The organism is Stenotrophomonas rhizophila (assembly GCF_007667275.1).
In the GTDB taxonomy this organism is placed as follows: domain Bacteria; phylum Pseudomonadota; class Gammaproteobacteria; order Xanthomonadales; family Xanthomonadaceae; genus Stenotrophomonas; species Stenotrophomonas maltophilia_AE.
In genome coordinates this window covers 38,071-52,423 of the sequence record NZ_VDQT01000001.1, presented here as the reverse complement: position 1 = coordinate 52,423, position 14,353 = coordinate 38,071, and the positions used below count along the sequence as shown (strand labels likewise).

Here is a 14,353-nt window from a genome sequence, read left to right as displayed (position 1 = left end):
CGCCAGGTCAAGGCACACAGCGATGGTGTGCCGCAGGCATGGCGGAAACAAGGGAAAAACAACGGGCGGCGGGCAAGTAAATCTACTTGCCCGCGCGCGTGGACGGGGACCGGCTCAGTGCCGGATCAATCCCTCGTGCTCGGCCTTGCGGACAAGTTCCAGGGTGCCATGCACGCCCAGCTCCTGCATGATCGCGTACTTGTGCGATTCGATGGTCCGCACCGACACGCCCAGTTCGTAGGCGATCTGCTTGGAGCGCAGGCCCCTCGCAACATATTCCAGGATGCGCAGCTGCTTGTCGGTCAGCACGTACTGCTGGCGACCGGCGCTGGTGATGGCATCCATCGCCAGGGTCGGGGTCACGTAGGTATGCCCGCCCATCACGCCGGCCAGCGCCCGCACCAGTTCCTCGCCGGCGGCGCTCTTGAGCACGTAGCCACGCGCGCCGGCCCGGATCGCTTCGGCGGCGACGCTGGATTCATCGTGCATGGTGAGGAACACCACCGGCATCTCGTAGCCTTCCTCGCGCATCCGCCGCAGTGCCTGGATGCCGGTCAGGCCGGGCATGCTGATATCGGCTACCACCACGTCCGGCGGATCGCGGCGGACCGCTTCCACCAGTTCCTCCCCGGAAGACACCAGCTCGATCGAATCGAACCGGTCTTCCAGGAGATGTTCTATGCCCTGCGCGACCACGCGGTGGTCGTCTGCCAGCACTACCCGGCGATATCGGCACTCCGCCGTCGAATACGAAACCTGCATGAGCTCGTCTCCCTTGGCTGTCAATCGTCCCCTGATTGAGGTTGAACGGGGCGGCTCTGCGACCACTCCCGCGCAACGGATCGACACTTACAGCCGCACCGTGACGACATCGTGACGGCAAACCATTCTGTGACGTCCATGCAAACCTGTTCAGGTACGCAGCGTATCCCGCGGGCTTTCGCCAAATACATCGCGGTACATCACGGAAAAGCGCCCCAGGTGCGCGAAGCCGTAACGAGTCGCAATTTCCGTGACCCCTCCCCGCCCCTTCGCATGACGCAGCGCACTCCGCGCAAGATTCAGCCGCGCCAGCTGGTGCCAGTGACAGGGCCCATGGCCGTAGGCATCGCGGAACAGGCGCTCCAGCTGCCGCTCGCCCACGCCCAGGTAACGCGACAGCGCGCGACTGTCATACGGGCTCTCCAGCTGCGACTTCAGGTACGCCTCGGCCTGGCGCACGATCGCGTCGCGGCGGCGTTCGGTACCGCTTCCCAGGCCACGCCGCTCCGGCCCGCCGTCTGCCGCCCCGACCGCGTCGATGAAGACCCCGAGCAGGGTGTGGGCCTGTTCCCTGAGCTGGTCCGGAAGGACCACGCCCTGCGACTCGGCAGCTTCCTGCAGCACGGCGAACACGCCCTCGCGCAGGTTGCGCGCATCGCGCGGTGCCGCGGCCCGGCTGTACCAGCCGGTGCGCGGCAGGCGCAGCTCACGGCCGAGCCGACGCACCGATTCGCGCTGCAGCACCTCGCGTGGAATCAGCATGACCGCCCACTGCCAACCGCCGGGGCTGGGCCGGACATTGAGCTCGCTGTCCTCGGCGAACACCATCACCTGGCCTTGGGCAATCCAGCGCCCGTTCGCCCACATCGGCTGTTCGCAGGTCACCGCCAGGGCCAGCGCGACCATGCCCTGGCTGAAGCTGCCGCTGGCAAAGATCGGCAGCGTGTAGGCGCCGCTGTCCAGGCTGAACTCCGGAAACACCAGCCGCTGCACACAGGCGCGGAAATGTCCGGACGCCAGCAGCCGCTGTTCAAAGCGGGTATCACGTACAACCCCGAGCAGTGCGTCGGCATCGAAGCCGTCGACCACGAATCGGCTGTAGGGTGACATCGGTTCTTCCATCGCCAGCTCCCCCGTCGCGTCGGATTTTGGATAGCGTGCGTTGCGGCAACCTGTTTAGATCGGGCCGATTGTGGGGCGGAAGTGACACGGCGGCAAGCCTCAAACTGGATGTTCGTACCACGTATGGCGCAGGGATCGACGTTGCGGTCCGGCCCATCTCCCCGAGGTGCAGAGTGCAGGCCAGCAGCCAAGCAGATCAGGTCGCCGTAGAGGCGCCGGACGGGCAAAACAGGAGGTTCGTGCCGCCGCGCCCGGTGCGATTCACATATTCTGCACTCGATGCTCGCACGCTCTTAACACTGGCGTTACCCGTCCTCGTCGGCTGCCTGCTGGGCCAGTGGCTGCCCACGCTGCTCCCGGACGAGCTGCACCTGCACGTGATCTGGATTCCAGGTCCGCTGCTGCTCGGGTTCCTGCTGGTCACCCCCCGCAACCAATGGCGTACCTGCGTGCTGGCCGCGTGCATCGGCACCGTGCTGTCATTGCCGCTGGTGCCGATGGCCTCACTGTCCCGGGTGCTGGCCAGCCTTGCCGAATTCGCCATGGTGGGCGGGGTGGCATGGCTGCTGCTGCGCTGGCGTGGCGATCGCGCAGCGTTGGAAGACTATCGTGACCTGACCCTGTTCCTGCTGCTGGCCTGCGTGCTGCTGCCGCTGTGCAGTGCATGGTGGTACACGCTCGCGCAGGGCGGGCGCGGCGGCATCCTCACTGTTGCCGCGATGCGCGAGCTGGCGCTCACCAGCGCGGTGAGCTACCTGGTGCTGGTACCGGCGCTGGTCAACGTGGCCCGCATCATCGACATGCCCGAACGCCGCCATGGCTGGCGCTGGGAGTCGGTGGCACTGGCGCTTATGCTGTTCGGCCTGCTGGTGGTGCTGTGGACGGTGGACTGGCAGGACGGCGTGGTGACGCCGCTGCTCACCCTGGCACCGATCCCGCTGCTGGTCTGGGCGCTGATCGTGTTCGGTATCGCCGGCGCCTCGGTGACCATGCTGGCGGTGGCGGTACTGGGCATGCAGCTGGGCGTGGAAGGACTGGGGCCGTTCGGATTCTGGTCGACCGAACGCAACCTGCTCACCGGGCAGGCCTGGACACTGTGCACCGGCTTCGCGCTGCTGTTCCTGGGCGCACTGTCGGAACAGAAACTGTCCAGCCGGATCAAACTGCAACGCGCCTATGCGCGCCTGGGCGAAGTCACCGGGCGCATGCTGGTGGTGCAGGAAGAAGAGCGCACCCGCATCGCGCGCGACCTGCACGACGACGTCAACCAGTCGCTGGCGGCGATCTCGATCCGGCTGAGCACGCTGCGCAGCCATATTCCGCTTGAGGAGCGCTCCAGCGTGGTCGAACTGCAGGACCAGCTGCTGGCCGTGTCCAACGACATCCGCGCCATCTCGCACGAACTGCATCCCAGCATCCTGCGCTTCACCGGCCTGGCCAGCGCGCTGGATGCGTTCTGCATCAAGCGCAACGCGCGCGGCCGGTTGCGCCTGCGCTGCAGCATCGAGGACGCGCCGCGGCTGGACGACGAACAGGAACTGAGCCTGTTCCGGATCGTCCAGGAGGCCGTCAACAACGTCGACAAGCACGCGCGGGCCGGTATCGCCGACGTGCTGGTCTGCGTGCGCGGCACGCAGTTGGTGCTGCGCGTGGACGACGATGGCATCGGCATGCCGCCAGGCCACCAGCGGCGCTCGCCGGGATTGGGCCTGATCAGCATGGAGGAGCGCGCGCGGCTGCTGGGCGGCACCCTGCATGTAGACACCAGCCCGCTGGGCGGCGCGCGGATCGAGGTCCGTTTCCCCCTGCGCGAGGTCGCACAGCGCGAACGCTGAGCGCGACAACGACGCGCCCCCACTGCAAGGAGCATCGCATGCGTGCACGCCGTACCCTCCCCGCCGTTGCTCTGGCCGCCCTGCTCGCCGGCTGCGCCAGTGGCCCCTTGACCAGCCCTGCGCCCGCCGTACTGCCCAGCCCGATGCCTGCGGCAGCGCCGCCGGTACCGGAACTTCGGCCGGGCGTGCCGGCCGGCTACCTGGGCAAGGCCCTGCCCGACAGCCTGGCCCTGCTGCCCGCGCCGCCTGCCAGGGGAACGCCTGCCTTTGCCCGCGACCAGGCGGTCAGCCGCGCCTCGCAGAAGCTCAAGGCCGGTCCGCGTTACGCGCTGGCCAGCCGCGATGCCGACCTTCGCTTCCCGCACGCCGCCAGCACCTTCGCCTGCGCGCTCGGGGTACCGATCAGCCAGCAGGACAGCCCGCGGCTGTACCTGCTGCTGCAGCGGAGCATGGTCGATGCGGGCCTCGCCACCTACGCCGCGAAAGACCACTACAACCGCGTGCGTCCGTTCGTGTTCTATAAGGAAAAAACCTGCTTCCCGGCCGACGAGGCGGCGCTGCGCACGGACGGTTCCTACCCGTCCGGGCACACCGCCATCGGCTGGGCGTGGGCGCTGCTGCTGAGCGAACTCAGTCCGGCCCGGGCCGACGCCGTGCTGGCCCGCGGCCGCGCGTTCGGCGAGAACCGGCTGATCTGCAACGCGCACTGGCAGAGCGACGTGCTGCAGGGTCGCGCGGTGGCGGCCGGCGCCGTGGCGGTGCTGCATGCCAACCCGCAGTTCAGTGCCGACATGGCGGCCGCGCGCGCCGAGATCGACGCGCTGCGTGGCAACGGCGTGGAAGCGCAGGACTGCGCGGCCGAAGCCACCGCACTGGCGGTCAGGATTCCCGGCGTGGAATGAAGCACGGCACCAGGAAGGAGTGATGGCCCGACTCGTCGTCATACCCAATGACGGGGGAGACATCGCGCGTGGCGACGAGCCGGGTCAAACCGGGGTCCCGGGCCGACCGGGACAGCGTGGTGCGCACAGGCACCCTGCGAAGAATGGGAATGGCCTGGCTCGCTGCCCCCTGAGCGATGACGGGGGAGACATCCCGCGGTTGACAGCGAGCCAGGTCAAACGGTGGGGATTCCGCGCGATCCCGCGGCGGAATCGTTGATTGGACGGGGGTGCGACCCGTGCGGCCACGTCGGGCCCGAAGCCGGCCAGCCCACCGGTCGGGCCCGACGACAGCGCCTGCTGCGCCGCGGTCGCTGCACCGGCGACATCGGCATCGGCGCGGACCGCCGGCGCTGCGGCAGGGGTCCGCGTCCCCTTGTCTTCGAACTGCTCTGGTGCCGTGATGCGGTCCATCAGCGCATGCCCCCGTGGCGCCGGCGACGCGGATGCTGAATCCAGGTCGGTCGGCCAGTGGGTTCATTACACCGCGGCGCGGCGCGCGCGCACGCCGCATTCCGGCAGGGCGTTCGCGCATTACGGCAAGAAAGGGCCGGAAACCGGCAGCGCCATGCACGATTCCGGCAATTGCCGGAATCGTGCCGTCAGGAGGAACCGCTGATCGAGGTGGGCGCGCGCATCAAGGTGTCGCGGGGCAGCTCGCCGAACACACGACGATAGTTGTCCGCAAATCGCGACAGGTCCCACAGGCCGCAGCTCAACGCGACCGCCTTGACCGACTTGCGGGTGGCGTCGGCCACGGACAGCCCGCGGCAGGCCGCGCACAGGCGCAGCATCGACAGGTAGCGGTTGGGCGAGGTGCCGAACAGGTCTTCAAAGGCGTAGCGCAACGCGCGCTCGCTGACCCCGGCCGCATCGCAGATCTCGTGCATGTAGATGTAGCGGCGCAGGTTCTGGCGCATGAACTGCTCGACACGCTGGGCGATCAGGTAGTGCGCGCGGCGCGCGCGCGAACTGGCCACCCGCTCCGCACCGTCCACGCCCAGCAGGGCCTGCACATGCGCGTGCAGCACCGACTCGACCGCGTCCGCGGGAAATCCGCCGACGTCCTCCCCCAACCACCCGGGCCACTGTGCATGCCGCTGCGCCACCGCCGACGCGCCATCACCGGCGTCGGCACGGAACAGCGACAAGGCCTGGCCGGACGGCAGGGTGTTGCGCAGGGTGAGCTCGGCCAGCTTGCGCTCCAGCCGGCGCAACGGCGTGAGCAGCAGGCTCAGCCGCGTGCCGGCGCTCAACGCGAATTCGCTGACGCCCTCGGGCAACACGGTCAGTACCGTGCCAGCGACCAGCGGCACGCCGTGGCACCAGCTCTGCGCGGGATCGGTCTCGTGGATGTAGCCAAGCAGGCACCAGTCCTGCGGCAGCATGAAGCGCCCGCGGAACTGGAACCCGCACGTCGCGCTGCAGAACAGGGACTCGTCATGCACCTGCGACTGGATCGATGCGTGCGGCCCATTGCCGTCCAGCAGCACCACCTCCAGCTCGCACACACGCAACATTCCACCCAGCGTTGCCAGATCGAATGGCCGCAGCGCAGCTGCTCCCGCTTCGTCCACCACACCATCGGCCATGACAGTGGACCCCCGTTGTGAATCGTACCCGCTGCCGCACCGCAGTGCCGCGGAAACACGTTCCTTCCAGATCGAGCGATGCCGCGATGACGTGGTGCCGCCCGGTGTCGCGCTGCGGATTGCCCATCCCATCCCGCGGCGCATTATCCAAGTTTCGTCACGACCATGTGTACGCCGCGTCAATTCCGCGTGTCCGCGGATAATCCTCCCGCGCTGTAAACCGGGGCGAAAACAGCTTGTTTTACAGATTCCGGCACGTCCCGGTTTTTGGCAAAAAATACGCAGGTCGATAACGCTGGCGGGTTTGCCGATTTTGTGCATCGAGACTGCCAGGACGACCTGAAGATAATCCGCAGCGGCGACGCCGGAACGTGGTGGGCGCCGGACTGCACAACAGGGGGCAAGGTGATGGACGTGCTGCAACCGAAACGGTGCCGCACCGCCCGCACGGCCGTGCGTGGCTGTTTGCGACGATGGACGGCACCATGAGACCGCTCGCCCCTCATGCCCCGCGCGAGGTGGACGCGGTCGTGCCTGCCGACCCGCAACTTCCGTTCGCGCACAGCGACGCGTACCAGAACGTGCTGGTCGCCGCGCTCGAGCACCTGCTGCTGGCCATCGAAGACCAACGCATCGACATCGAGGCGTGGGCGCCGGACACGGTGGCGCGTTACGTGCGCGCGCAGACCGGGCAGTTCCTGCAGGCTTGGGCGATAGCGCTGGACGAGGCGCAGCTGCAGATCCTGGCCGACGCCCTGGTGAAGGAGCTGATCGGCTTCGGCCCGCTTGACGACCTGCTTCATGACCCGGGCATCGACGACATCCTGGTCAATGGCTGCAACGACATCCAGGTGTCCCAGGGCGGCCGGCGGGTACAGGTGCGCGAGCGTTTCAGCGACGAGTCGCACCTGCTGCGCATCCTTCGCCGCATGCTGGCCCCGCTCGGCCATCGCCTCGACGAGACCCATCCGATGGTGGACATCCGCCTGCCCAACGGCGGCCGCCTCAACGCGATCATTCCGCCACTGGCGGTGGACGGACCGGTGGTGTCGATCCGCCGCTTCCGCCGGCATCCGTTCACCCTCGGCGATCTTCACCGCAGGGGCAGCCTGGATGGCGCCATGCAGGGATTGCTGCAGGCGATGGTCGCGGCACGCTGCAACATCCTGGTGACCGGCAGCGTCGGCTCGGGCCGCACCTCGCTGCTCAACGCGCTGGTGGGCTGCGTGCCGCCCGGCGAGCGCGTGGTGACCCTGGAAGACAGCGTCGAACTCTCGCTCGATCACCCATGCGTGGTGCGCCTGGCCACCCGCAGTGGCGGTCCCGACGGCGAAAATGCGGTAGGCATCCCCGAGCTACTGCGCAACTGCCTGCGCATGCGTCCGGACCGGGTGGTGGTCGGCGAGCTCTGCGGCGCCGAGACATGGGACCTGCTGCAGGCGATCAACCGCGGCCAGGACGGTTCGATGGCCACCCTGCAGGCCAGCTCCCCGCGCGACGCGCTGTACCGCATCGCCCGGCTGGCGGTGCTGGCGGGCGTCACCGGCAGCGAGGACAGCCTGCGCCGCCAGGTCGCCAGCGCCATCGATTTCATCGTGCACGTGGTGCGGCTGGACGATGGCCGCCGGGTACTGGCCTCGATCACCGAAATCACCGGGGTCGGCGACGGCGCGATCTGCACGCAGGAACTGTTCGGCCACCAGCGGAGGCTCGACGGCGATGGCAACGCATGCGACGGCTGGGTCGGCCTCGACGCCGCACCGCAGTCCTGCAAGCTGGTGGGGTTCGAACGGCACCCGCAGCCGGCGCCAGCGCCGGACAAATGAAAAGCGCCGGGCAATGCCCGGCGCCAGGGGTCTACCCCACGCACGCCAGCCGGATCAGGCGGCTGCGGCAACCTGCTCGCTCTGGCGCTGCACCAGCGCGTTGAAGCGCGCCAGCGAGCTCAGGTGGTGGTGGATCGAAGCCAGCCAGCCATTGCGGTGCCAGGCCACGATGATGTCGTCGGGAAGCTTTTCGAACTTCTCCACGTCGACCACCTGGAAACCGTTGACCGACATCTTCTCGCCACTGTTCAGGGTGACGTCGATGCTGCGCTCGACCAGCAGGTCCTGTGCCTTCAGCGCGGCGCTGAACTGGCGGGTCTGCTCGTGTTCGCGGGTGAAATCGGCGCAGAACTTCATCGCATTGTCGACCAGTTCGGTGGCCTTGCCGTCGACGAACAGCGGCTCGCCTTCGTCGCTCACGCCCTGGTTGACCTGTTCGGAATCAGCGTCCAGCGCCAGCAGGAAGTTGCCGTCTTCCTCGGACTGCATGAACACGAACGGGTAGCGACGCAGGTAGGCCGGCGCGTAGGTGTTGTCGGCCCACTTGCCGTCGGTCACGAACAGGTTGTTGCGGGCCAGGCCCACGGCCACAATCGGGGTCGCATCGTTGCCGGTGAACAGGATCGGGAAATGCTGCGCGGCCATGCCGAATTCACCGATCACCGCCGGGATGGCATTGGTTTCGGCGGCGAACGCCAGCGAACCCGGGCGCAGGCGCCAGTTGGCGTGCTTGTCCGATTGCAGCGGCAGCGGCTGGCGGTAGAACAGCGGACCGGAAGCCTGGGCCGGGGCGTCCGGCGGAGTAGTCGTTTCAGCAGTCATGGATTTGATCAGGTACGACGCGCCAGACAGCCCGGGCGCGAAAGCGGGCACCGCATTGATCGATCACTATAGCGTGGCTGTTTGACGATTGCCTGCCATGCCGAAAGCGACGACCCGCATGGTCAATCCGGGAATGACCGGGGATGATCGCGCTTTGCAGTAGATCTCCCCCATGCCGACCTGTTTCCCTGCCCACGGCCTGATCGGCCTGCTCCGCCCCGCCCTGCTGGGCACCGCCTGCGCCGCGCTGGCCGCCTGTGACGACGCCGCGCCGGTCGCGCAGCTGCCCGGCCTGACCCTGATGTCCGCCCAGGACGTCGACCCGGCCTCGATGCCCGGCGGCGAAGTCGCGCTGCGGCGGGTGCACTACCGCGACCGCCATGGCGAAGGGGTGCTGGTGCTGGAGCGCAGCGACAGCCTCGCCGACGACGCCGGCCGCGGCGGGACGCTGGACACCGCGATCCTGACCGCGCGGCTGTACATCCGCCCGGGTCCCAGCACAGCGTGGACGAAGCAATGGCAGCGGCAGATCCGGCAGCCCTGTGCCGGGCCCGTGCTGGAAGCCCGCTGGTTGCTGCAGCACGTTAGCGCCACCGATCTGGATGGGGACGGCCAGGCCGAGATCACCTTGGCCAGCCGGACCTTCTGCGGCGGCGAGAACGATCCCCATCAGCTGCATGTCAGCCTGATCGATGGCACCACCCGCTACGGCATCGCCGGCGAAACCCGGCTCGACGCCGCCGGCGGGGTCCATGCTGCCGGGCAGCGGCACCCGAGCCCGTCGCTGGCCACGGCACCGCCGGTGTTCGTGGAGTACCTGGACACTGTATGGACCACATTGCTCAACAGCGCCGCCCTGCACGCCCGCGAGGCGCACTGAGCGCACGGCATGCCGGGGTGGTATGGTCAGGCTTGGCCCCGCTGGAGCGACCCATGACCTTCCGTCCGCGCATTCTGGTTCCGCTGGTGGCGCTTGCCACCCTGGCCCTGTCCGCCTGCGCCGCCTCGCCGGGCCCGGAGATCACCGGCAGCGGCCAGTGCACGGCCGCACCGCTGGCCTGGGCCGTCGGCAAGCCTGCCGACGAAGCCACCATGCGCGCCCTGCTCAAGCAGAGCGGCGCCGGACTGATCAACCCGATCGGGCCCGAAACCATCACCAGCCGCGACCATCGCCCGGACCGCCTGCGCGTGTACATCGACAAGGACAACATCATCACGTCGGTCCAATGCGGGTAATGCCGGGCCCGGCCCGGCGCCACCGCATCACAGCGCCAGTGCATCCGCGTTGATGTCGGCCAGCCTGCGGGCGCCGATCAGGGTCATCGCTACGCGCATTTCCTTCGCCATCAGGTCCAGCAGGTTGCCGACCCCGGCCCCGCCCTGGGCGGCCAGCGCGTAGACGAACGCGCGCCCCAGCAGCACGCCGTCGGCACCCAGCGCCAACATCCGCACCACGTCCAGCCCGCTGCGGATGCCGGAGTCGGCCAGGATCTCCACCTCGCCCTTGACCGCGTCGGCAATCGCCGGCAGCGCCCGTGCGGTGGACAGCACCCCGTCCAGCTGGCGACCTCCGTGGTTGGACACCACGATGCCGTCGGCACCGAAGCGCACCGCATCACGCGCGTCCGCAGGGTCAAGGATGCCCTTGATCACCATCGGCCCGCTCCAGAACTCGCGGATCCACTCCAGGTCCTTCCACGAGATCGATGGATCGAAATTGCTGCCCAGCCAGCCGATGTAGTCGGCCAGGCCGGTGGGGCTGCCACGATAGGTGGAGATGTTGCCCAGGTCATGCGGGCGCCCGCGCAGGCCCACGTCCCACGCCCAGCGCGGATGGGTCGCCGCCTGCAGCAGGCGCCGCATCCCGGCGTGGGGGCCGCTCATGCCCGAATGCGCATCGCGGTAGCGCGCCCCCGGCACCGGCATGTCCACCGTGAACACCAGCGTGGTCACCCCGGCGGCCTTTGCCCGCTCCAGCGCATGGCGCATGAAGCCGCGATCCCTGAGCACGTACAGCTGGAACCACATCGGGCGGTCGACTGCCGGTGCCACCTCTTCGATCGGGCACACCGACACCGTGGACAGGGTGAAGGGAATGCCGCGACTGGCCGCCGCCCGCGCCGCCTGCACTTCACCGCGCCGCGCGTACATGCCAGTCAGGCCGACCGGGCCCAGCGCCACCGGCATCGCCATCCGCTCGCCGAGCAGCTCGGCCTCCAGGCTCAGCTCGGACATGTCGCGCAGCACGCGCTGGCGCAGCGCGATGTCGGCCAGGTCGGCGACGTTGCGCCGAAGCGTGTGTTCGGCGTAGGCGCCGCCGTCGATGTAGTGGAACAGGAAAGGCGGCAGCCGGCGTTGCGCGGCCGCGCGATAGTCGGTGGAAGCGGAAATGATCATGGTCCAACCATGGCGGAGACATGCGCCGTCCGCCCATTAGACCAAAGATTGAACGGTGCCCCTAGCAGCCGCAGGGCGTGGAGGGGCCCTTCAGTTCGACCCCGTTGCCGTCCGGGTCGCGCAGGTACAGCGATCGCCCGTCGCCTTCCGCGCCCAGGTTGCTGGACACCTCACCGTCCACGGCAACGCCGTGCATCTGCAGGTGTTCGCGCAGGTGGGACTCGTCGAACGGCTCGATGCGCAGGCACAGGTGTTCCAGGTTGCGGCCCTGGGTGCCGGCGGCGGGGCCGCCGCGACGGCCCAGCGAACCGTCCACCGCGATCAGGTCGATCATCGACGCACCGGCATGCAGGTGCACCATGCCCAGCGAAGGGCGTTCCCGGGCCACGCTGCAGCCGAGGACATCGCGGTAAAACGCGACCGACCGCTCCAGGTCCTGCACGCGCAGCACCAGGTGGTCGATCCGCTGCAGCTCGAAGGGACGTTCGCTGCTCATGTGGACTCCAGTTTCTTGGCCAGCCGACGGAACACTGTCAGTACGATCACGCACAGCACGCTCACCCCGATGGCGATCACGTACTCCCCGATGCCCACGGCGATGCCGATCGCTGCAGCCATGATCAGCGAACTGGCTGTGGTCAGGCCGCTGACTTCGTCGTCGCGGTTGCCGCGCAGGATGGTACCGGCGGCAACGAAGCCCACGCACGCCACCACCGCCTCGATCAAACGCACCGGGTCCACCTGCAGCAGGTCGCGGTAGCGTTCCTGCTGGAAGTGTTCGGCGATGCTGTCGCCCAGGCCCACGATCAACGCCGCGGCACCGGCGATCAGCATGTGCGTACGCAGGCCGGCCGCATGCTTGCCCAACTCGCGCTCGATGCCGAGCACGCCACCAAACAGCATCGCGGCGGCGATGCGCAGCAGAATCGACAGATCTTGTTCCAGTCCCATCACGCACTCCTCAAAGGTGAACAGAGCGTTGCGTGGGCGATGTGGGAGCGCCGTGAAAGTGCTTGTGAGCGCGGCGTGCACACCATCACTGGGCCAGGTAGCCGCCGTCGATGGCGTAATACGTGCCGGTGGCAAACGACGCATCGCTGCTGGCCAGCCAGGCCACCAGCGCGGCGACCTCCTCCGCCTTGCCCAGTCGGTTCAGCGCATGCTTGGCTTCCAGCGCCTTGCGCACCGCCGGGTCCATCTTGTCCAGCAGCGGCGTGGCGATGAAGCCCGGCCCGACTGCATTCACCCGGATGTTGTCGCCGGCATGTTCCCACGCCGCCGTCTGGGTGAGCCCGACCACGCCGTGCTTGGCGGCCACGTAGGCGGCCGAATTGGGGAAACCGACCTGGCCCAGGATCGAGGCCATGTTGATGATGCTGCCGCCCTTGCCGGCCTTGCGCAGCGCCTGGATCTGCGCCCGCTGGCACAGGAACACGCTGTTGAGGTTGACGTCGATGACGCGCTTCCAGCCATCGACCGGATAGTCCCCACTGCTCGCCGACGGGCCACCGATGCCGGCGTTGTTGACCGCGATATCCAGCCCACCCAGTTCCTGCACGGTGCGCTGCACGGCGGCTTCCACTGCCGCTTCATCGGTTACGTCCAACGCGATGCCGATGGCCTTGACGCCCTTGCCACGGATCGCCTCGACCGTCTTCTGTACCGCGTCGTCTTTGAGGTCCCAGACCGCCACGGCCGCACCGGAATCGGCCAGCAGTTCGGCCACGGCCAGGCCGATGCCCGACACGCCCCCGGTGACGATGGCGACCTTGCCCTTGAGTTGGTAATCGATCATTGCACTGCCTCTGCTTGGGTTCGCACCTACGCTACGCCTGGTCTGCGTTACGCAACGTGCACACAGCACCCCGCAACAATCCTTCCCATCGCTGCAACGCACCCCGGCCTATGCTGGGTGTCGTATCCCCTGCACGACCTCCCCTTCCCCAAGGCATCGCACATGACCCAGTCTCCTGACGGCACGCTGTTCACTCCCACCCGGCTCGGCGCCATCGATGTCGGCAACCGCATCGCGATGGCACCGCTCACCCGCAACCGCGCCATCGACGGACGCGTGCCCAATCCGCTCGCCGTCCAGTATTACGAGCAGCGCGCAAGCGCCGGCCTGATCATCGCCGAAGCGACCCAGATCAGCCCGCTCGGCCAGGGTTACCTGGATACGCCCGGGATCTACAGCCAGGAGCAGATCGATGCCTGGCGCAAGGTCACCGACGCCGTGCACGCCCGCGGCGGCCGCATCGTGCTGCAGCTCTGGCACGTCGGCCGCATCTCGCACACCAGCCTGCTGCCCGAGGGTGAAGTGCCGGTGGCGCCCAGCGCGCTGCGCGCCAACAGCAAGACCTTCACCGCCAAGGGCTTCGAAGATGTTTCCGGGCCGCGGGCGCTGCGCCTGGAAGAGATCCCGGCGCTGGTCCAGGACTACCGGCAGGCCGCACGCAATGCGATCACCGCCGGCTTCGATGGCGTGGAAGTGCATGCGGCCAACGGCTACCTGATCGACCAGTTCCTGCGCGATGGCAGCAACCTGCGCACCGACGACTACGGTGGCAGCATCGAGAACCGCACCCGCCTGCTCGACGAGGTGGTGCGTGCGATTGCGGCGGAGATCGGTGCCGATCGCACCGGCGTGCGCCTGTCGCCGGTAACCCCGGCCGGCGATGCGCACGACTCCAACCCGCAGCCGCTGTTCGAACGCGCGGTCGAGCGCCTCGATGCGATCGGTGGGCTGGCCTTCGTGCACGTGATCGAAGGCGCCACCGGCGGGCCGCGCGACAACATTCCGTTCGACTATGCGGCGCTGCGGGCGAAGTTCCGCGGCCCGTGGATCGCCAATAACGGCTACGACAAGGACAGTGCCGAGCAGGCGGTGGCGTCGGGCTACGCGGACATGATCGCGTTCGGCCGCGCCTTCATCGCCAACCCGGACCTGGTCGAACGCCTGCGCCTGGGCGTGGAATTGTCCGAGCTGGACCCGGACACCCTGTACGGCGGCGGCGCCAAGGGCTACATCGACTACCCCAGCGTGTCGGGCTGAGCCC

14 protein-coding genes are annotated in these 14,353 nt (G+C 68.2%); 6 read left to right on the top strand and 8 right to left on the bottom strand.

Annotated features, from left to right (window positions below; all coding sequences use genetic code 11):
• Window positions 1-114: 114 nt before the first annotated feature.
• Window positions 115-762: a response regulator transcription factor gene (locus tag FSZ13_RS00235; protein WP_145477445.1), complete on the bottom strand. Its 648-nt coding sequence runs from the start codon at window positions 760-762 to the stop codon at window positions 115-117.
• Window positions 763-912: 150 nt separating this feature from the next.
• On the bottom strand, window positions 913-1,872 hold the full coding sequence (locus FSZ13_RS00230) for a helix-turn-helix domain-containing protein (protein WP_186308805.1): 960 nt from the start codon (window positions 1,870-1,872) through the stop codon (window positions 913-915).
• Between the two features lie 266 nt (window positions 1,873-2,138).
• On the opposite strand from FSZ13_RS00230, the gene FSZ13_RS00225 reads away from it, so the two are divergent.
• Together FSZ13_RS00225 and FSZ13_RS00220 are read left to right on the top strand one after the other, a co-directional pair.
• Window positions 2,139-3,719 (top strand): sensor histidine kinase, encoded by a 1,581-nt coding sequence (locus FSZ13_RS00225; protein WP_186308804.1) that lies wholly within the window; start codon window positions 2,139-2,141, stop codon window positions 3,717-3,719.
• A 38-nt stretch (window positions 3,720-3,757) separates the two neighbouring features.
• On the top strand, window positions 3,758-4,621 hold the full coding sequence (locus FSZ13_RS00220; RefSeq protein WP_145477442.1) for an acid phosphatase: 864 nt from the start codon (window positions 3,758-3,760) through the stop codon (window positions 4,619-4,621).
• 641 nt (window positions 4,622-5,262) lie between these two features.
• Here the strand turns inward: FSZ13_RS00220 and FSZ13_RS00215 are convergent.
• Complete coding sequence (locus tag FSZ13_RS00215) at window positions 5,263-6,252, bottom strand: AraC family transcriptional regulator (protein ID WP_145477441.1); 990 nt, start codon at window positions 6,250-6,252, stop codon at window positions 5,263-5,265.
• A 485-nt stretch (window positions 6,253-6,737) separates the two neighbouring features.
• Here FSZ13_RS00215 and FSZ13_RS00210 point away from each other — a divergent pair, with 485 nt between their 5' ends.
• Complete coding sequence (locus FSZ13_RS00210) at window positions 6,738-8,078, top strand: CpaF family protein (protein WP_260844046.1); 1,341 nt, start codon at window positions 6,738-6,740, stop codon at window positions 8,076-8,078.
• Between the two features lie 54 nt (window positions 8,079-8,132).
• Here the strand turns inward: FSZ13_RS00210 and FSZ13_RS00205 are convergent, their stop codons facing one another.
• Window positions 8,133-8,900, bottom strand: a complete 768-nt coding sequence (locus tag FSZ13_RS00205) for a SapC family protein (protein ID WP_145477440.1) — start codon at window positions 8,898-8,900, stop codon at window positions 8,133-8,135.
• 172 nt (window positions 8,901-9,072) lie between these two features.
• Here FSZ13_RS00205 and FSZ13_RS00200 point away from each other — a divergent pair, with 172 nt between their 5' ends.
• Window positions 9,073-9,780, top strand: coding sequence for a M949_RS01915 family surface polysaccharide biosynthesis protein (locus tag FSZ13_RS00200; RefSeq protein WP_145477439.1), 708 nt, complete (start codon window positions 9,073-9,075; stop codon window positions 9,778-9,780).
• 53 nt (window positions 9,781-9,833) lie between these two features.
• A complete protein-coding gene (locus FSZ13_RS00195; protein ID WP_145477438.1) occupies window positions 9,834-10,136 on the top strand; it encodes a hypothetical protein in 303 nt (100 codons plus the stop codon).
• Between the two features lie 27 nt (window positions 10,137-10,163).
• Here the strand turns inward: FSZ13_RS00195 and lldD are convergent, their stop codons facing one another.
• The 4 genes from lldD to FSZ13_RS00175 form a co-directional block, all read right to left on the bottom strand.
• Window positions 10,164-11,297: an FMN-dependent L-lactate dehydrogenase LldD gene (gene lldD / locus FSZ13_RS00190; RefSeq protein WP_145477437.1), complete on the bottom strand. Its 1,134-nt coding sequence runs from the start codon at window positions 11,295-11,297 to the stop codon at window positions 10,164-10,166.
• A 61-nt stretch (window positions 11,298-11,358) separates the two neighbouring features.
• Window positions 11,359-11,793, bottom strand: coding sequence for a VOC family protein (locus FSZ13_RS00185; RefSeq protein WP_145477436.1), 435 nt, complete (start codon window positions 11,791-11,793; stop codon window positions 11,359-11,361).
• Window positions 11,790-12,248 (bottom strand): MgtC/SapB family protein, encoded by a 459-nt coding sequence (locus tag FSZ13_RS00180; protein WP_145477435.1) that lies wholly within the window; start codon window positions 12,246-12,248, stop codon window positions 11,790-11,792. Before FSZ13_RS00180 ends, FSZ13_RS00185 begins: the two co-directional genes overlap by 4 nt.
• Before the next feature lie 85 nt (window positions 12,249-12,333).
• Window positions 12,334-13,092 carry an SDR family NAD(P)-dependent oxidoreductase gene (locus FSZ13_RS00175; RefSeq protein WP_145477434.1) on the bottom strand — a complete coding sequence of 253 codons (759 nt, stop codon included), beginning with the start codon at window positions 13,090-13,092 and terminating at the stop codon, window positions 12,334-12,336.
• Between the two features lie 162 nt (window positions 13,093-13,254).
• On the opposite strand from FSZ13_RS00175, the gene FSZ13_RS00170 reads away from it, so the two are divergent.
• Entirely contained in the window at window positions 13,255-14,349 is a 1,095-nt protein-coding gene (locus tag FSZ13_RS00170; protein WP_145477433.1) for an alkene reductase, read from the top strand.
• Window positions 14,350-14,353 lie beyond the last annotated feature (4 nt).